Annotated in this window: 16 protein-coding genes and 1 pseudogene; 12 read left to right on the forward strand and 5 right to left on the reverse strand. The window is 59.3% G+C overall.

Translation table 11 applies throughout. From position 1 onward, the window contains the following. Positions 1 to 74: 74 nt before the first annotated feature. From QRN10_RS15920 to QRN10_RS15930, 3 genes are all read left to right on the forward strand, one after another. Entirely contained in the window at positions 75 to 284 is a 210-nt protein-coding gene (locus QRN10_RS15920; protein ID WP_181080105.1) for a hypothetical protein, read from the forward strand. 180 nt (positions 285 to 464) lie between these two features. Beyond that, positions 465 to 2516, forward strand: a complete 2052-nt coding sequence (locus QRN10_RS15925) for a putative bifunctional diguanylate cyclase/phosphodiesterase (RefSeq protein WP_285428691.1) — start codon at positions 465 to 467, stop codon at positions 2514 to 2516. 127 nt (positions 2517 to 2643) lie between these two features. Continuing rightward, complete coding sequence (locus QRN10_RS15930; RefSeq protein ID WP_285428692.1) at positions 2644 to 3987, forward strand: imelysin family protein; 1344 nt, start codon at positions 2644 to 2646, stop codon at positions 3985 to 3987. Between the two features lie 80 nt (positions 3988 to 4067). On the opposite strand, the gene QRN10_RS15935 is transcribed toward QRN10_RS15930, so the two are convergent. Next, the gene (locus tag QRN10_RS15935; protein ID WP_285428693.1) at positions 4068 to 8267 is read right to left on the reverse strand and encodes a dermonecrotic toxin domain-containing protein; all 4200 of its coding nucleotides are present in this window, start codon (positions 8265 to 8267) and stop codon (positions 4068 to 4070) included. 123 nt (positions 8268 to 8390) lie between these two features. On the opposite strand from QRN10_RS15935, the gene QRN10_RS15940 reads away from it, so the two are divergent. Then, on the forward strand, positions 8391 to 9845 hold the full coding sequence (locus QRN10_RS15940) for a TrkH family potassium uptake protein (protein WP_181080102.1): 1455 nt from the start codon (positions 8391 to 8393) through the stop codon (positions 9843 to 9845). Here the strand turns inward: QRN10_RS15940 and QRN10_RS15945 are convergent. Further along, the gene (locus tag QRN10_RS15945; protein WP_253509117.1) at positions 9802 to 10860 is read right to left on the reverse strand and encodes an AraC family transcriptional regulator; all 1059 of its coding nucleotides are present in this window, start codon (positions 10858 to 10860) and stop codon (positions 9802 to 9804) included. The two genes, QRN10_RS15940 and QRN10_RS15945, sit on opposite strands and share 44 nt — an antisense overlap. A gap of 161 nt (positions 10861 to 11021) precedes the next feature. On the opposite strand from QRN10_RS15945, the gene QRN10_RS15950 reads away from it, so the two are divergent. The 4 genes from QRN10_RS15950 (at position 11022) to QRN10_RS15965 (ending at position 13119) form a co-directional block, all read left to right on the forward strand. Next, the gene (locus tag QRN10_RS15950; protein WP_181080100.1) at positions 11022 to 11333 is read left to right on the forward strand and encodes an Mpo1-like protein; all 312 of its coding nucleotides are present in this window, start codon (positions 11022 to 11024) and stop codon (positions 11331 to 11333) included. 115 nt (positions 11334 to 11448) lie between these two features. Further along, positions 11449 to 11577 (forward strand): hypothetical protein, encoded by a 129-nt coding sequence (locus tag QRN10_RS15955; protein ID WP_266246522.1) that lies wholly within the window; start codon positions 11449 to 11451, stop codon positions 11575 to 11577. 73 nt (positions 11578 to 11650) lie between these two features. Next, a complete protein-coding gene (locus QRN10_RS15960; RefSeq protein WP_181080099.1) occupies positions 11651 to 11833 on the forward strand; it encodes a hypothetical protein in 183 nt (60 codons plus the stop codon). Positions 11834 to 11922: 89 nt separating this feature from the next. After that, positions 11923 to 13119 carry an MFS transporter gene (locus QRN10_RS15965; protein WP_253509118.1) on the forward strand — a complete coding sequence of 399 codons (1197 nt, stop codon included), beginning with the start codon at positions 11923 to 11925 and terminating at the stop codon, positions 13117 to 13119. Here QRN10_RS15965 and arfB read toward each other — a convergent pair. Next, positions 13116 to 13529: an alternative ribosome rescue aminoacyl-tRNA hydrolase ArfB gene (gene arfB, locus QRN10_RS15970; protein ID WP_285428694.1), complete on the reverse strand. Its 414-nt coding sequence runs from the start codon at positions 13527 to 13529 to the stop codon at positions 13116 to 13118. The genes QRN10_RS15965 and arfB overlap by 4 nt on opposite strands. A 70-nt stretch (positions 13530 to 13599) precedes the next feature. On the opposite strand from arfB, the pseudogene QRN10_RS15975 reads away from it, so the two are divergent. Next, a pseudogene (locus QRN10_RS15975) lies at positions 13600 to 13966 on the forward strand (cytochrome c). Positions 13967 to 14145: 179 nt separating this feature from the next. On the opposite strand, the gene QRN10_RS15980 reads toward QRN10_RS15975, so the two are convergent. Then, entirely contained in the window at positions 14146 to 14376 is a 231-nt protein-coding gene (locus tag QRN10_RS15980) for a DUF7683 domain-containing protein (protein WP_181080096.1), read from the reverse strand. A 71-nt stretch (positions 14377 to 14447) separates the two neighbouring features. Next, positions 14448 to 14600, reverse strand: a complete 153-nt coding sequence (locus QRN10_RS15985) for a colicin E3/pyocin S6 family cytotoxin (protein ID WP_253509121.1) — start codon at positions 14598 to 14600, stop codon at positions 14448 to 14450. 179 nt (positions 14601 to 14779) lie between these two features. On the opposite strand from QRN10_RS15985, the gene QRN10_RS15990 reads away from it, so the two are divergent. From QRN10_RS15990 to QRN10_RS16000, 3 genes are read left to right on the forward strand one after another with little or no spacing between them, the layout of a single operon-like run. Then, positions 14780 to 15949 carry an S-type pyocin domain-containing protein gene (locus QRN10_RS15990; protein ID WP_285428695.1) on the forward strand — a complete coding sequence of 390 codons (1170 nt, stop codon included), beginning with the start codon at positions 14780 to 14782 and terminating at the stop codon, positions 15947 to 15949. A 12-nt stretch (positions 15950 to 15961) separates the two neighbouring features. Continuing rightward, positions 15962 to 16222, forward strand: coding sequence for a colicin E3-like toxin immunity protein (locus QRN10_RS15995; protein ID WP_285428696.1), 261 nt, complete (start codon positions 15962 to 15964; stop codon positions 16220 to 16222). Positions 16223 to 16264: 42 nt separating this feature from the next. Continuing rightward, entirely contained in the window at positions 16265 to 16522 is a 258-nt protein-coding gene (locus tag QRN10_RS16000) for a colicin E3-like toxin immunity protein (RefSeq protein ID WP_285428697.1), read from the forward strand. The last annotated feature ends 118 nt before the right edge of the window (positions 16523 to 16640 follow it).

A 16640-nucleotide genomic window follows, 5' to 3' on the forward strand; every position in this document is an offset into this window, starting at 1 on the left:
CGGAACCAGGCGCTTGGTTACGACCACGTAGGAGCGAGAGGAATTCGCCTCTTGCCCCTGTCGGAGAAATAACCATGACCATTGGAGCACTCGCAGCACTGCCGATCGTCGGCGACTTGGCCAAAGCCGCTGGCGACATCACCAAATCGCTCGCACCGCTCGCCCAGCCATTCGCCGATGTACTGGCAAAGGCCCTGGGCAACGCTTTGGAACCGCAAAACAAAACCGTGGATTTCTCGAGCGCCCAGGAGACTGCCAAGCGCCAGGTGATCTTCTCCAACTGATCGCCCATCCCACGCTGAACACAGCAGGCGGATACCCGTCCGCCTTGCCTGTTGCCGCTGCACCTTCCCGCCGAAACCGCCAAAGCGGCCCTTGCCCCAATGTTCCTTTGACTGCCATCACCAGATTGCCAATACTCATGGCATATTGAAGGCCACCCGCATGAGACAAGGAATGCCCCTTTGAAGCTGGAACTCAAGAACAGCTTGTCGGTGAAGTTGCTACGGGTTGTGCTGCTGTCGGCGTTGGTCGTGGGCGTGGCGCTGAGCGTGGCGCAGATCGTGTTTGATGCCTACAAGACGCGCCAGGCCGTGGCCGGCGATGCCCAGCGCATCCTCGATATGTTCCGCGACCCTTCGACCCAGGCGGTGTATAGCCTGGACCGCGAGATGGGCATGCAGGTCATCGAGGGGTTGTTCCAGGACGATGCGGTGCGCATGGCCTCCATTGGCCATCCCAACGAAACCATGCTCGCGGAAAAAAGCCGCGCCCTGCAGCATGCTCCCAGCCGCTGGCTGACCGATCTGATTCTTGGCCAGGAACGCACCTTCACCACCCCCCTGGTAGGCAAAGGCCCCTACAGCGAGTACTACGGCGACCTGAGCATCACCCTCGATACCGCCACTTATGGCCAGGGGTTTATCGTCAACTCGGTGATTATTTTCATTTCCGGGGTGTTGCGGGCCCTTGCCATGGGCCTGGTGCTGTATCTGGTCTATCACTGGCTGCTGACCAAACCGCTGTCGCGGATTATCGAACACCTGACCTCGATCAACCCGGACCGGCCGAGCGAGCACAAGATCCCGCAGCTCAAGGGCCACGAGCGTAACGAACTGGGGTTGTGGATCAATACCGCCAACCAACTGCTTGAATCCATCGAACGTAACACGCACCTGCGCCATGAGGCGGAGTCCAGCCTGCTGCGCATGGCCCAGTATGACTTTCTCACCGGCCTGCCGAACCGCCAGAAACTGCAGGAACAACTGGACAAGATTCTGACCGACGCCGGCCGTCGTCAGCGCCGCGTGGCGGTGCTGTGTGTGGGCTTGGACGATTTCAAAAGCGTCAACGAACAGTTCACCTACCAGGCCGGCGACAAATTACTGCTGGCCCTGGCCGACCGCCTGCGCGCCCACAGCGGCCGGCTCGGCGCCCTCGCCCGCCTGGGCGGCGACCAATTCGCACTGGTGCAGGCCGATATCGACCAGCCCTATGAGGCTGCCGAACTGGCGCAAAGCATCCTGGACGACCTCGAGGCGGAATTCGCCCTCGACCACGAACAGATCCGCCTGCGCGCCACCATCGGTATTACGCTGTTCCCCGAAGATGGCGACAGTACCGAGAAGTTGCTCCAGAAAGCCGAACAGACCATGACCCTGGCCAAGAGCCGCTCACGCAACCGCTACCAGTTCTATATCGCCAGCGTCGACAGCGAAATGCGCCGACGCCGCGAGCTGGAAAAAGACCTGCGCGAGGCCCTCAGCCGCGACCAGTTCCACCTGGTGTACCAGCCACAGGTCAGCTACCGCGAGCAGCGCGTCGTCGGCGTGGAAGCCTTGCTGCGTTGGCAACACCCGGAACATGGCCTGGTACCGCCGGACCTGTTTATTCCGCTGGCCGAGCAGAACGGCACTATTATCGCGATCGGCGAGTGGGTGCTGGACCATGCCTGCCGCCAACTGCGCGAATGGCACGATCAGGGTTTCACCACCCTGCGCATGGCCGTCAACCTGTCGACTGTGCAGTTACATCACACCGAGCTGCCGCGGGTGGTCAACAACCTGATGCAGATCTATCGCCTGCCGCCGCGCAGCCTGGAACTGGAAGTCACCGAGACCGGCCTGATGGAAGATATCAGCACCGCCGCTCAACACCTGTTGAGCCTGCGGCGCTCGGGGGCGTTGATCGCCATTGATGATTTCGGCACCGGGTATTCATCCCTGAGTTATCTCAAAAGTCTGCCGCTGGACAAGATCAAGATCGACAAGAGCTTCGTCCAGGACCTGCTCGATGATGACGACGACGCCACCATCGTGCGAGCCATCATCCAGCTGGGCAAGAGCCTGGGCATGCAGGTGATCGCCGAGGGCGTGGAAACCGCCGAGCAAGAGGCCTATATCATCGCCGAGGGCTGCCACGAGGGTCAGGGCTATTACTACAGCAAACCCCTGCCGGCGCGGGAGTTGGCGGTTTTTTTGAAGCATGTGGAGCGCAATAACGCAGCGATTCTCTAATCGGGCAAAACGATACTGAATATTTCCCGCGCATAACCCTTTACACAAAATGCAAATCTTTCGCATTATGTCGCAGTTTTGCGCGGCCTCCGCGCGTCCTCTCAACAACCGAAGCAGGATGTTCGCCATGATTCGTATGCCCCTGGCCACCGCCAGTCTGCTGGCCATTGCCATTTCTCTCGCCGGCTGCGGCGAAGGTAAAGACAAAGCCGCCGCGCCCCAGGCGCCGACCCCGGCGGCCAGCACTGCCGCTCCAGCGGCGGCCGCCCCTGCCGGAAAAGTCGACGAAGCCGCCGCCAAGGCAGTGGTCGCGCACTATGCCGACATGGTGTTCGCGGTCTACAGCGATGCCGAATCCACCGCGAAAACCCTGCAGACCTCCATCGACGCGTTCCTCGCCAAGCCGAACGATGAAACCCTGAAAGCCGCGCGCACCGCCTGGATCGCCGCACGCGTGCCGTACCTGCAGAGCGAAGTGTTTCGCTTCGGCAATACCATCATCGACGACTGGGAAGGCCAGGTGAACGCATGGCCGCTGGACGAAGGCCTGATCGACTATGTCGACAAATCCTATGAGCATGCCCTGGGCAACCCTGGCGCCACCGCCAACATCATCGCCAACACCCAGATCCAGTTGGGCGAAGACAAGGTTGACGTAAAGACCATCACCCCGGAAAAACTCGCCAGCCTCAATGAGCTGGGCGGTTCCGAGGCCAACGTCGCCACCGGCTACCACGCCATCGAATTCCTGCTGTGGGGCCAGGACCTCAACGGCACCGGTCCCGGCGCCGGCAACCGCCCGGCCTCGGACTACCTGACCGGCGCCGGTGCCACCGGCGGCCACAACGAGCGTCGCCGGGCCTACCTGAGCGCCGTGACCCAATTGCTGGTCAGCGATCTGGAAGAAATGGTCGGCAACTGGAAACCCAACGTCGCCGACAACTATCGCGCAACCCTTGAGGCGGAACCGGCCACCGACGGCTTGCGCAAAATGTTGTTCGGCATGGGCAGCCTGTCCCTGGGCGAACTGGCCGGCGAGCGTATGAAGGTGTCCCTGGAAGCCAACTCGCCGGAAGACGAGCAGGACTGCTTCAGCGACAACACCCACAATTCGCACTTCTACGACGCCAAGGGTATCCGTAACGTTTACCTGGGCGAATACACCCGTGTCGACGGCACCAAAATGACCGGCGCCAGCCTGTCGTCCCTGGTGGCCAAGGCCGATCCGGCTGCCGACACCGCGTTGAAAGCGGACCTGGCGGCCACCGAAGCGAAGATCCAGGTCATGGTTGATCACGCCAACAAGGGTGAGCACTACGACCAGCTGATCGCCGCCGGCAACGACGCCGGCAACCAGATCGTGCGCGACGCCATCGCCGCGCTGGTCAAGCAGACCGGTTCGATCGAAGCCGCAGCGGGCAAGCTGGGCATCAGCGACCTGAACCCGGACAGCGCCGATCACGAGTTCTGATCAGTGCAGGCTTAACGTTAAGTGATACTGAAAATGCCCCGACCCGTTCGGGGCATTTTTTGCCGACAGGTCGAGTCAGGTCAAACCCGCAAGACAAATATGGCCGCCGCGCTCCCCTCGAACGGCACATGGATGCCACCCACCAGCGACACCAATTTGCCCGCCGCCCGCGCGGCATTCACTTGCCTGCGAGACGCAGCATCCAGTAACGTTTCCCTGAGCGTCACATTGGGACCGCTCTCCACTACCTCCCCAAACACACGCCTTAACCGTAGCCAGTAAAGCGTGTCACGAGCCGGGCGTTTGAATAGCACTTCGCCAGGTGGGCTGTAGGCCGACATGACGATGTAGCCATCGCGAATGAGTACCTGGTTCATCAGGGCCTTGAGCGTTCCATCGGTACGGCTGACTAGAGCGTTGTACAAAAGAATGGGCGTGTGATCGGTACGAAAGGTGAGCCGCGTGTATAAGTGTGGCTGGGTCACCAGCCGCCAATGGCCCTGTGCCGTTCTCACCGTCGTGGGAAGCAGCGTCAACGGATCTCCCAGCCGCACGTGGCTCGAAGGCGAGGCCAGACGCCAGTCCTGCAAGGTACGTTGCATGGCGGTAATCCCCCACGCAGTGAGCCCGTTCGGGTTGGCCCGGTTGAACAACGTACGGGCGACATTGACCTGGCTGTCGATCGTCAGCATCGGGAACGCCTGCGCGACCGAGGCGGTGAGAGGCTTCTGGAAGGACATCGTCGTGGCATTGACCCAACGGCGATCCTGGGGCGCGAAGCTCGCTATACGGGGCTGGTCAAAGAGGTCCCTCCTGAGCATCGTTTCAAATTGCCCATACGTCCGAAACGGCTGATTGGGATCTCGCATAAAAACAAAATGGCGAGGCACTTCACCCACAGTGGCCGATGCACCGGAGGGCAGAATAGGAAAGTAGCGCTGATCAATCTTGACGTAGTCGGTACCGATCAGCGCGGCGGTTCCGCCAATGCGCCGGTAAATTCCCAGGTCGGCGTTATGTAACTGGAGTTCGGCGGCATCGATGGTTTGCCCCCAGTCGACGAACCGCTCAAGCGGCTGCCTGACGGGCCTGGCCTGGCTGAGGCCGGGAAGCGGTTCCAGCGGTGTGAGCGGCGTGCCGGAAGAATCGCCCCCTCGCAGGCGTAGGGACAAACGCCTGGGCGTCACCATCAAGTATTGGTTGAAGGCATCGAGCGCGGTGCCCGCTCTCAAGGTGTGAACGACATCCAATTGAAATTCAAGTTCACGCCCGGGTGGGAAGTTGAATGACTCAAACACCAGCCGAGCATTGTCCTGGCTGAGAAACGGATAGAGCTGCCTCAACTCTTCTTCAGGCGATAAGCCACCTTTCAAGCCTTTGCCGGGGTGTGATCCCACTTCCCAACGGCCCTGCGAGTCAACGCGAATAGGTGCATGGTGATACTGATAAGGCTTGCGTACATCCCTGACGCGCCAAGCCTGCTCGCCACCTTCATCGAGGATCGAAAACCAGCGATTTTGCGCACGGAGAAAATACTGCCGAGTGCCCTCCACGGTCGACACTTTGTAGTAGATACCTTTGCCCTCCCACCCCTTTAGAACCAGCAGATCAGCGGGTTTGCTTCTCAAGGCCATGTGCGGATTCAACCCCCGCGAAGCGGCGGTTGCCGCGCCGGTGCGGGCACCGACAGCACCATCCACCAGCGCCCCGATGAACTCGCCCAAGGCGCGGACAAGGTGATGCGCCGCTTCCCCGCGGTCACCAAGGCTGGCGGCGTCCATAGCGTTGAATATTGAAAACAGGCTCCTGGCCAGCCCAATCGGCAACATGACCTTGATCGGCAATACCATGGCGGCGATGTCAAAAGCCGTGGTTGCAACCGTAATGGCTGTGTCAACGTCCGTTTCAGTGGTGGTTCTCGACTGAGACCCGGCGTCGTTGATCGCGAAGTTAGCTTCTACCTCATAGGCTTCCTCGAAAATGTTACCGGCGATCCTGGGCATATGCATCATGGTCATGTCGCCTCGCCCACGCAAAATGCTACGGACATGGCGCTGCTGCGCTTTTTCCACCCGGCCCACCAGATACTCGCGCCAGGAGCTGTTATGGGTGAAGCCACTAGACAACTGGTCATCGGCGAACTCATAGAACACACGCCCACCAGGCGCTTGCGGCGCGTAGACCACGGTCGAGCCGACGCTCGAGGAGGCACTGCGAAACAACCACACACCGCGTACCCGCTGGCCGCGCAATTTCAGGGATTGCACCACCACCCGATGCCCCTCGACGGTCTCCCGCCGATCACTGTCCACCGGTTGATCCAGCACCACCCGCACCCAGTTGAAGCCCCGTTCCAAGCGGTCCGGCAAGAAATCACCGGCGATCTTCGCTTCGATTGCATCCAGCCTTACCTGTCGTTCAATGACGCGGGCAAAGTGGCTTTTTTGCGCCAGGGCTGCGGGCGAGGTGATCAAGCGATCCTTCAGCAGGGCGTCGTAGCTGTCGCCGATGTTGGCGCTGCGAACCAGGTCCTTCACCTGCCCGACGGTCAGGTCCGAGTAGACTGCGCCACTCTTGTCGGTCAGGCGGGAGAAGTTGGCAAAGTTGAAGTCCAGCCCACCGACATTTTCCAGAGCCAGCTCGGTCAAGCTGCGTTTGCGCTCGGTATAGAGCGGCGTACCGGGTTCCCTGGGCACAGACGATGCAGCGCCTGGTACGTAAACGATGGGCGGGGTATGGGGCTCGCGTGTATGGACCAGAATTTCGTCTGGATTTGCCTGCAGTCCGAATTGCGCCTTGAGGAGCCCGCGTAATTGGGCATTGCCATAGGCCAGCAAGGCGGTTTTATCACTGAATTGGGCCAAGGTCGGCAGACCCTCGGTGTCCGACAGATTCGACAGTTCATCGCAGTAGCCCTGGATCGCCTCGTGCCAGGCAAGTTTGTCGGCGGCACTCGCACCTTCAAGAAAGATTTTGAGCTGGGCCTGGCCACGTTTTTTAAGCCGCGCCAACAATACCGGGCTGCCATCGAAAGCCCGCGTCAAATCGGTCGCCAGGTCCAGGCTCTCCGCCAGCCGGGAACGGTCTTGCGTAGCGGGAAAGGCCTGGTAGCGCATGAGGGTCGAGATGAAATCGGCTCGCAGCTTTTGGCATTGATCTTCGATGGCGTGGATGAAAGGCGAGTCTAACCATTCGAGGTATGTGAATTGATCACTGGTCTTGTCCTCACGGTGCAGAGCCAAACCCTGTGGCTGATCGTTGTCAGCCATCAGCGCCAGAAGACTGGAGAATTCGCTAGGATGGTTGAGGCGACGGTGCAGTTCGCGGTCGAGACTGGCCAGTGAATCAAACTCTTCAAGGCCGTTGTTCGGACTGAACAGCAGCACAATACCCAGGTTGCTGCCCGCATTAACGGGCCGCACTTGCAGCTCGGCGGGCGTGTCCGATTCCCAGGTGTTCTGTGCGTCCTGTGGGTCGCGGGCGGTCAAGACAAACGCGCCGTGGAGCAACGCATCCGCGGACGCCGCGCCCTTGAGCGCCAGGCCATAGGCACACGGTTTATAGCCCTTGAGCGCGCGGCGGGCCAACGCGTCGGGATAGCGCAACAACTTGTCGAACAGCGCCTCGCCCGCCGCCGTAACCAGGCCATCGCCTTTGAGCAAGGCCACTTCAGTGCGCAGGTGTTCGAGACGTTTATCCACCAGCCATTGTCGACGGCTTCGCACATCGGTCGAACCTCGCGGCATGGCCCAGTAAGTTTGCGTAAAGGTCAAATAACGAGAGGTCAAAGCGCCGCCCAGACTATCGACGAAGCCATCGAACGCCAGGCCGTTCAGTTCAGGTATGAGCGGCGGATCGCCTTCGTCGGCCGGTGTCCGATAGAACCGGGTATCGCGACTGGCATGGGTAGACGCCTGGCCGGTCACGATACGTTGCACCACGACGTCCAGCACTGTCGGCGCCAAGGGCGAGGGGGCCAGCGTATCCTGTAACGTCGTTTGCCCGAATGCTTGTTCCTCGCCGCCCTGAACATAGTCCTTGCGCACGTCCAGGCGCGGCATCAGGTCGCTGAAATGGCGGTCAAACTCGTCCTGCACAAACGTCTCGAACCTGGGCTGCTGGGCCAGCTCTTCCAGGAGCTGGAGATTGAGGGTCGACAGTTTCTCTACCAACGCCATTTGTGACGGGTTGTCATTGGCGTTCAGTCGTCGTATCAACGACGGGGTGGTTAAAGACTCAAACAGCATGGTGGGTCTCTTAAACAGAATAAGGAACCCCATGCTGACGAACCCGACAGTGGTCCGTGCTTTGCATATGTGTCGCTCGCCCATCCGCCGCACCGGTTTACATGCCCTGCCCCCCAGGTAGAATGGCGCCTCTGTTCCCTCATCCGAGCTCACTTCATGGCGTTGCCGACCCTGCGCATCATCGGTTTCATCATCGGCATCTTCCTGATCACCCTCGCGATCGCCATGGTCGTGCCCATGGCCACCCTGGTGATCTTCGAACGCACCAGTGACCTCCCATCCTTCCTGTGGGCCAGCCTGATCACCTTTGTCGCCGGCCTGGCGCTGGTGATCCCCGGCCGACCCGAGCAGGTGCACCTGCGCCCGCGCGACATGTACCTGCTCACCGTCAGCAGTTGGCTGGTGGTGTGCGTGTTCGCCGCGCTGCCGTTCCTGCTGACCCAGCACATCAGCTACACCGATTCGTTTTTTGAAAGCATGTCCGGCATCACCGCCACCGGTTCCACGGTGTTAAGCGGCCTGGACAGCATGTCGCCGGGCATCCTGATGTGGCGCTCGTTGCTGCACTGGCTTGGGGGCATCGGCTTTATCGGCATGGCGGTGGCGATCCTGCCGCTGCTGCGGATTGGGGGCATGCGCCTGTTCCAGACCGAGTCCTCGGACCGCTCGGAAAAGGTCATGCCGCGCTCGCACATGGTGGCGCGGCTGATCGTGGCGGCTTACGTGGGCATCACCATTCTCGGCAGCCTGGCATTCTGGTGGGCCGGCATGGGCCTGTTCGATGCGATCAACCATGCGATGTCGGCGATTTCCACCGGCGGCTTTTCCACCTCCGATCAGTCCCTGGCCCACTGGCAACAACCGGCGGTGCACTGGGTGGCGGTGGTGGTGATGATCCTCGGCAGCCTGCCGTTCACCCTGTATGTCGCCACGTTGCGCGGCAACCGTCGGGCGTTGATCAAGGATCAGCAGGTGCAGGGCTTGCTTGGCTTGCTGCTTGTCACCTGGCTGGTACTCGGCACCTGGTACTGGTGGACCACCAACCTGCACTGGCTGGAGGCCTTGCGCCACGTAGCGTTAAACGTCACATCGGTGGTGACCACCACCGGTTTCGCGCTGGGAGACTACAGCCTGTGGGGCAACTTCTCACTGATGCTGTTTTTCTATCTGGGTTTTATCGGCGGCTGCTCAGGCTCCACGGCGGGCGGGATCAAGATCTTCCGTTTCCAGGTCGCCTATATCCTGCTCAAGGCCAACTTGAACCAGTTGATTCATCCGCGCGCGGTGATCAAGCAAAAGTACAACGGCCACCGCCTGGACGAAGAGATCGTGCGCTCGATCCTGACCTTTTCGTTTTTCTTCGCCATCACCATCTGCGCCATCGCCCTGGCCCTTTCGCTGCTGGGGCTGGACTGGATGACCGCACTGACCGGCGCCGCCAGCACCGTGTCCGGGGTCGGCCCGGGCCTGGGGGAAACCATCGGTCCGGCCGGCAACTTCGCCAGCCTGCCGGATGCGGCCAAGTGGATCCTGTCGCTGGGCATGCTGTTGGGTCGCCTGGAAATCATCACAGTCTTTGTTCTGTGTATCCCGGCGTTCTGGCGCCACTGAGGGTCGACGCGTCCTGCAACCGCGCCCGGTACTCGCCGGGCGTGGCATCGAACCAGCGGCGAAATGCGCGGAAGAAATTGCTCGGATCGGCAAAGCCCAGCAGGTAGGCGATCTCCAGCAGGGTCATGCTTGGCTGCGCCAGGTATTGCTCGGCCAGTTCCCGCCGGGTGTCGTCGAGCAGGGCCTGGAAACTGGTGCCTTCTTCCTGCAAACGCCGTTGCAAGGTGCGCTGCGACAGGTGCAGGGTCTGGGCTACCACCTCGCGTTTAGGCTCGCCCTGAGGCAATAAGCGACACAGTACCTGGCGTGCCTTGTGGGTCACGCGACTTTCCGAGAACCGCGCCAGGTATTCGCCGGCAAACCGATCATGCAGCAGCGCCATGGCTTCGTTGGCGGTGGGCAGCGGCGCGTCCATATCGGCGCGTTCAAAGATCAGCGCGTCATACGGCGCATTGAATTCCAGCGGTGCGTGGAATGCCTGTTTGTAAGGCGCCAGATCGAGCGGTTGCTCACCCTGCAGCAAAACTTTGCGCGGCTGCAGGGAGCGCCCGCTCAGCCAGCCACAGAGCGCCAGCGCGCTGGCCAGGGACGCTTCGGCGCTCTGTCGAGTCGGTGGGAGATGATCACCATGCACCGTCAGAATCAGCGCATAGCCCTCGGGTAACAGGCGGAAACTCAAGTCGGCGCTTTCGGCGATGATCCGCTGATAGCGCACCAAGCGCATAAAGCCTTCAGCCAGGGTGTTGCTGGACATTAACGCATAACCGGCCACATGAAACGATGCCGGACGCACCACCTTGCCCATGTTCAGGCCAATCGCCGGGTTGCCCGACAGCTCGACCGCACGCTGCCACAGGCGGGTCATGGAATCCTGCGGGAACCGTGCATCGGGGTCGCTCAGGGCGGCGTAGTCCAGGCCCAGTTGCCTGAACAGGGCTCGGCAATCCAGGCCGTCCATTTCCAACGCCTTGACTATCCCCATCGCCCAGCTTGCAGAAGTTGTTCGTTCGCTCATGGCGTCTTCTTAATGAAAGCAGGCTCAAAACGGCAGCCAGGAAGGCAAGGATACTAAAGTGGCATCTATTGTCACTGGCTGTTACCACTGGTCACTCTAGACTCAAATAAGCTCCCCGCCGAACACCCGTCGGACGGGATAACAATAAAGGGCCGGCCAACGTGGAAAACATCAAGCGATTCAACAGTTTCGCCGAATTCTACCCGTACTACCTGCAGGAGCACGGCAACAGTACCTGCCGCCGCCTGCATTTTATCGGCACCACTCTGGTCATCGGCATCCTGGCCTACGCCATTGGCCGGGGCTCGCTTGGCTTGTTGCTGGCGGTGCCGATTGCCGGCTACGGCTTTGCCTGGGTGGGGCATTTTTTCTATGAAAAGAATCGTCCGGCAACCTTCCAGCACCCGTTCTACAGCCTGTTGGGGGATTTTGTGATGTACCGCGACATGATTCTGGGCAAGGTGCCGTTCTAGGTGGCGTGGATATAAAAGTCTTTTTGTCATTTACACTGCTGTATCCTGCGAAGGCTTGTAGAACGCGCGGAATCACCTGCGATTGAAAAAACAGACTTTGCAAGGAGCGACGACGATGCACGAGATCCCTAATCTCCCCTTCCCAAGCCTGCACGAAACTGAGCAGCCAACACCGCAGCAGGCCAGCGCCCAGCAGCCTGAGGCCAAAGAAGCCAAACCAGTCGACAGCGAACGCCAGGACTGACGCCGTACCAGACCGTGTGGAAAGCGCACCGTTGAGCGCTTTCCACACTGCCTGAAGCCACGAGATACCCGCCATGACCGATACCCTCCCCGACACCCCGGATGCCGCCTTGCTCGACGCTGCCTTGCAGATGGTCGAGGTGTGGAACCGCCTGAGCGCCGATAAACAAGCCATGCTGCTCAAACGCTTCGGTACTCAGGAAAACGCCCTGGCCGCTCTGGTGACTACGCAATTGCTGAGCCCCGCCCAATCCTGAGTTTTTTGCGGTTTGATGCCCTGCGCGGGCATAAGCACCGGTATCATTAGCAGCCTATCTTTACCTGCTGCAAATGTGGACGTTTTCCCATGCCCGATACCCAGCGCCCCATGGCGGTCACGCTGCAAGTTGTTTCCATTGTTTTATTCACCTTTATCGGCTACCTGAATATCGGCATTCCCCTGGCGGTATTACCGGGCTATGTGCACAGCGAACTGGGCTTTGGCGCGGTGATCGCCGGGCTGGTTATCAGCGTGCAATACCTGGCCACGTTGCTCAGCCGCCCCTACGCCGGGCGCATTATCGATAACCTGGGCAGCAAGCGCGCCGTGCTGATCGGCCTGGCGGGCTGCGGCCTGAGCGGTGTGTTCATGCTGCTGGCCGCATGGTTCTCCAGCCTGCCGGCGCTGAGCCTGGGCAGCCTGCTGATCGGCCGCCTGGTGCTGGGCAGCGCGGAGAGCCTGGTGGGCTCGGGCGCCATCGGCTGGGGTATCGGCCGGGTGGGCGCGGCCAACACCGCCAAGGTCATCTCGTGGAATGGCATCGCCAGCTATGGCGCGCTGGCGGTCGGCGCACCGCTGGGGGTGCTGCTGGTCAGTCACCTGGGGCTGTGGAGCATGGGCGTGAGCATTATCCTGCTGGCTGCCGTGGGCTTGCTGCTGGCGTGGAATAAAGTCGCGGCGCCGATTGTCAGCGGTGTGCGCCTGCCCTTCATGAACGTCCTGGGTCGCGTGCTGCCCCACGGCTGCGCGCTGGCCCTGGGGTCGATCGGCTTCGGCACCATCGCGACGTTTATCACGCTGTATTACACCACCCAGCACTGGGACAACGCGGTGTGGGCATTGAGCCTGTTCGGCGCCAGTTTCATCGGTGCGCGCCTGTTGTTCGGCAACCTGATCAATCGCATCGGCGGGTTTCGAGTAGCGATTGCCTGCCTGTCGGTGGAGATCCTCGGTCTGCTGTTGCTGTGGCTGGCCCCGGACGCCCACCTGGCCCTGGCGGGCGCGGCGTTGAGCGGCTTCGGCTTTTCCCTGGTGTTCCCGGCGCTGGGAGTGGAGGCGGTCAACCTGGTGCCGGCGTCCAGTCGCGGCTCGGCGGTGGGCGCGTATTCGTTGTTCATCGATTTGTCGCTGGGCATCACCGGCCCGCTGGCCGGCGCAGTCGCGGCGGGCTTCGGTTTTGCCTCGATCTTCCTGTTCGCCGCCCTCGCCGCCCTGGGTGGCTTGCTGCTGAGCCTGTACCTGTACCGCCAGGCACCCAAGGCCCGCGAAGCGCGTGACGCCTAGAAGTCGACCTTGCCGCGCCCGGCCTTGATGCTGCCGCGCTTGGTCTTGGATTCCAGGCGACGCTTTTTCGAACCCAGGGTGGGTTTGGTCGGGCGGCGTTTCTTTTCCACCTTGGTGGCGCTCTGGATCAACTCCACCAGACGCTCCAGCGCATCGGCGCGGTTCTGCTCCTGGGTCCGGTAGGACTGGGCCTTTAGCACCAGCACGCCGTCGCTGGTGATGCGACTGTCGCGCAGTGCCAGCAGCCGTTCCTTATAGAGCTCGGGCAACGACGATGCCGGAATATCAAAGCGCAGGTGCACCGCGCTCGACACCTTATTCACGTTCTGCCCACCGGCGCCCTGGGCGCGGATGGCGGTCAGCTCGATTTCGGCATCGGGCAGGTGGACGTTGTTGGAAATGACCAGCATCACTCAAAAACCTTAGGCAACGGATAAGCCAAACGTGGATAACAACATCGACAACAAAGCCACCTGTAAAATGAAAATACCCTTGATCGCTTTGCTAAGCACTTTATCACTCATTCAAACTTCGCAGTCTTTCGCGGATCTTGCCAATGGCAAGAATCTCTATGTGCCATGTGCCACGGAGCGGATCTCAAGGCAACGGGACCACTGGCCGGGAAAAGCAGCCCGCCTACACCTGACCTTACAACCTCCGCGTTCAAAAAACGCCTGACTGATTATCCGGGCGTAATTGTCTCTTCGGTCATCCTTCGTCCCAATGAAAACTTGACTCCAAAACATTGCAGCAAAATGGTGTAAAGCTACCGCCGCGCGCGTGGAGCCTTCAAGACTTTCTCGATTTGAATCAATACATGAGTGGTGTCATTTTAAAAAGCCGGTGAATGTCTCTCGGTGTATGAGATTCCGCCGTGGGTGGTGTTTATGTGTGACATGACCATCGGGTTTAAGCGACTACTTTCTCAACCACGGCAGGACGCCATGAGCCGCGCAGTTGCACGCGTTCCCACTTATTTCATCTGCTGCCATACATTTCACGTCTACACAGCACGGCCATATCGCCTCATTCACTACAAGACAACTGAAAAATGTAGTCCGGGCTATTGAAAGTCTTGCCGGTCATGCGTTCAAGAAGGCCGACTTGCTCTGGTGATAGGTCGTACTCATAGATCGCATCTTCAGGCTCACTCCAGGACATTAGGTCCGATAATTTGTCGTACTGGTCGGCAGGAATTTCAATACTGAAAGCCACCCCCTCGGTTTTTTTATCGAATGCAAGAATTTCATGCTGCATGTTGAGGCTCCTATCAAGATTATTTTGGCGTGGTTCGGCTTGGCTCGGCGTCCTTTGTGCGCTCTCCCGTATCAGGGGGGGAAATCTCCAAGATGTTTGCCTTGCTTGTCGTAAAGTTCAACCCGGCCATTCTCATAGTCCCACTCATAAATGCGTCCCTTGCGATCTTTCCAGCGCTTACGCTTTTGCCCCCCGCCTTTAACTGAGCGGACTGAGTACCGCATCGGGAAACGCTGTCAGCCCCTTGGGGCAGGGTGTGTACAAACTCAGCAATAAAAAAATATATTCGAAACAAGCTGAATTTTGCGTCTACTTTTCCCACGCTTATCATCGAATATGCTGATTCCAGCTCCTTGATCCTCCCTCGTAGGCTCACTCCCCCATACAAGGAAGTGAGCCCGTCATGTCTGAACGTGCCTACCCGATCACCGAAGAAGAACAACTCAAACGGCGAATCCTCACCCCGCAGCCATCGCGTGCGCCCTATTCGCCGCCTATCGATTTATTCATCCCATCCCCAGCCCCAACACCCAAGCCGGCCAAGCCTCCCGGCTGCACCTTCCTCAAACCCTGCCAACTGCCAGATGGCCTCACTCACTACACGGACCCCGCCGGTTACGTACCGCTGGAGTTGATCAGCGAGTACGGTCATTTCAGCCTGTTGGGTGGGCGGGAAGTGGACGCCCGAGGCGCGGTGGCCTTGCGCAAGATCGGTGGCAGCGCCTTGCCGGTCGGTTTGGGGCAGTTGGCGTTGCGTACGGCGGTGGTGGAATCGGCCATTGCCGCAGCCGGGTCTATGGCCGCCGGCTTGTTGGCCGGTGTAGTGGGGTTGGCTTGGCCGGGAAAGTTGGGCGATAGCGCGTTATATAGCGAAGAGCAGTTGCGCTCGATGCAGCGAGCGCGGTCGCAGATGCGACTGCAAATTGAGCAGCGTGAGGACGGCACGCTCAGGGGTTATGGGTTTTACACAGGCAACCATGCCGCCTGGCAGATGATCGATGTGGTGCAGTTCCAAAGCCGTGACGAGCAGTTTGTTGCGGATTTGGGTGAGGGTGTTGAACTGATCTGGACTCCCGCCGTTTATCCAAGTGACACGCTGGGTATTCCGGCTCTGGAGGCTGCACCGCAAGCGCCGGTGATCTGGATTTACCCACCGACGGAGAAGGCGGCACAGATTCTGGTGAACCCGGTATATCCGCCGCAATATCGGGATTTTATTCTGGTGTTCCCGGTGGAGTCGGGGGTTCGGCCGCTGTATGTGGTGGTGAGTGTTCGAAGAAAAACACTTCCGGCACTCGGTCATGGTTATCACACGGCGCCGACTGCGGAACAAATCACCGGTTTCCCTGGTTTGAGGAACATAAAAGGAATGACCCCAAAGCAGGGAGGTGCGGGTGTACGGAAACGATGGACGGATGCCAAAAACAGAAAAATCTTTGAATGGGACTCGGCAGAAGGGGAGCTGGAAGTTTACTTGATAGGTGACGGGAGCCATATTGGTGCGTTCAATCATATAACTGGCGAAAGAACAAAACAGCCAAACCCAAAGAGAAACGTCAAAAAACACCTGTGAGGAAAAACACCTATGAGCCTCAGAGTCATGCTCGAATGGTTTGAAAAACCTACCGGTTTCGGAGTGGGAGAAGAACTGTCAACTATATTTGAAGATGCTCATTCGATACTTGCTTCGCTTGAGCTAGAGAAAGACTATCAAATTTTCGATGGTGCTTACGATCTTAAGAAAAATTGGATAGCGGTCCTACAACCTCACTTCAAACATGAGGTAAAACAAGACAACTATGACTATCAGATATCATTCCACCACCAGGGGCCTTGGCCATACTGAGTATGTACTGGTAGCGAGTGGCCGGTTCCGCGAAGGAGCCACATGGGACTCAAAGTGAGATTGGAATGGTTCGACAGAACCACAGAGTGGCTACGCGGAACGGAGCACTCGGCGGATTTAGGAGACGATTACTCCGTGATTTCCGAGCTCGGGTTGTCAGTAAACGAGGACGTCAATAACGGCATGTTTAAACTGCGGCAGGAGTGGTTATCACTGATCCAAGCGTACTTCTTTCATGAGATTACTTTTTCAGAAAACGACTACTTCATTGCGTTTGATTACGAACATGCACACGAGTGATACAGACTAAGAGCCCTTTCAACGAAGAACACTTCTCCTTTGTGTCTAAAACCCTGAAAAGCAAATGCCCCGACAAGTCAGGGCGTTTGCTTTCAGCTGGTGTAGGCAGCGTTTTCAC

The organism is Pseudomonas sp. lyk4-R2A-8, assembly GCF_030209095.1.
GTDB classification, from domain to species: domain Bacteria; phylum Pseudomonadota; class Gammaproteobacteria; order Pseudomonadales; family Pseudomonadaceae; genus Aquipseudomonas; species Aquipseudomonas quebecensis.

Bases quoted from the DNA above. Each gene is read 5' to 3' on its own strand.
- QRN10_RS15940 (WP_181080102.1), top strand. From the start codon at position 8,391: ATGGCGTTGCCGACCCTGCGCATCATCGGTTTCATCATCGGCATCTTC.
- QRN10_RS15960 (WP_181080099.1), top strand. From the start codon at position 11,651: ATGACCGATACCCTCCCCGACACCCCGGATGCCGCCTTGCTCGACGCT.
- QRN10_RS15965 (WP_253509118.1), top strand. From the start codon at position 11,923: ATGCCCGATACCCAGCGCCCCATGGCGGTCACGCTGCAAGTTGTTTCC.
- QRN10_RS15935 (WP_285428693.1), bottom strand. From the start codon at position 8,267: ATGGGGTTCCTTATTCTGTTTAAGAGACCCACCATGCTGTTTGAGTCT.
- QRN10_RS15995 (WP_285428696.1), top strand. From the start codon at position 15,962: ATGAGCCTCAGAGTCATGCTCGAATGGTTTGAAAAACCTACCGGTTTC.
- QRN10_RS15955 (WP_266246522.1), top strand. From the start codon at position 11,449: ATGCACGAGATCCCTAATCTCCCCTTCCCAAGCCTGCACGAAACTGAG.
- QRN10_RS15990 (WP_285428695.1), top strand. From the start codon at position 14,780: ATGTCTGAACGTGCCTACCCGATCACCGAAGAAGAACAACTCAAACGG.
- QRN10_RS16000 (WP_285428697.1), top strand. From the start codon at position 16,265: ATGGGACTCAAAGTGAGATTGGAATGGTTCGACAGAACCACAGAGTGG.
- QRN10_RS15980 (WP_181080096.1), bottom strand. From the start codon at position 14,376: ATGCAGCATGAAATTCTTGCATTCGATAAAAAAACCGAGGGGGTGGCT.
- arfB (WP_285428694.1), bottom strand. From the start codon at position 13,529: ATGCTGGTCATTTCCAACAACGTCCACCTGCCCGATGCCGAAATCGAG.
- QRN10_RS15920 (WP_181080105.1), top strand. From the start codon at position 75: ATGACCATTGGAGCACTCGCAGCACTGCCGATCGTCGGCGACTTGGCC.
- QRN10_RS15985 (WP_253509121.1), bottom strand. From the start codon at position 14,600: ATGCGGTACTCAGTCCGCTCAGTTAAAGGCGGGGGGCAAAAGCGTAAG.
- QRN10_RS15945 (WP_253509117.1), bottom strand. From the start codon at position 10,860: ATGAGCGAACGAACAACTTCTGCAAGCTGGGCGATGGGGATAGTCAAG.
- QRN10_RS15930 (WP_285428692.1), top strand. From the start codon at position 2,644: ATGATTCGTATGCCCCTGGCCACCGCCAGTCTGCTGGCCATTGCCATT.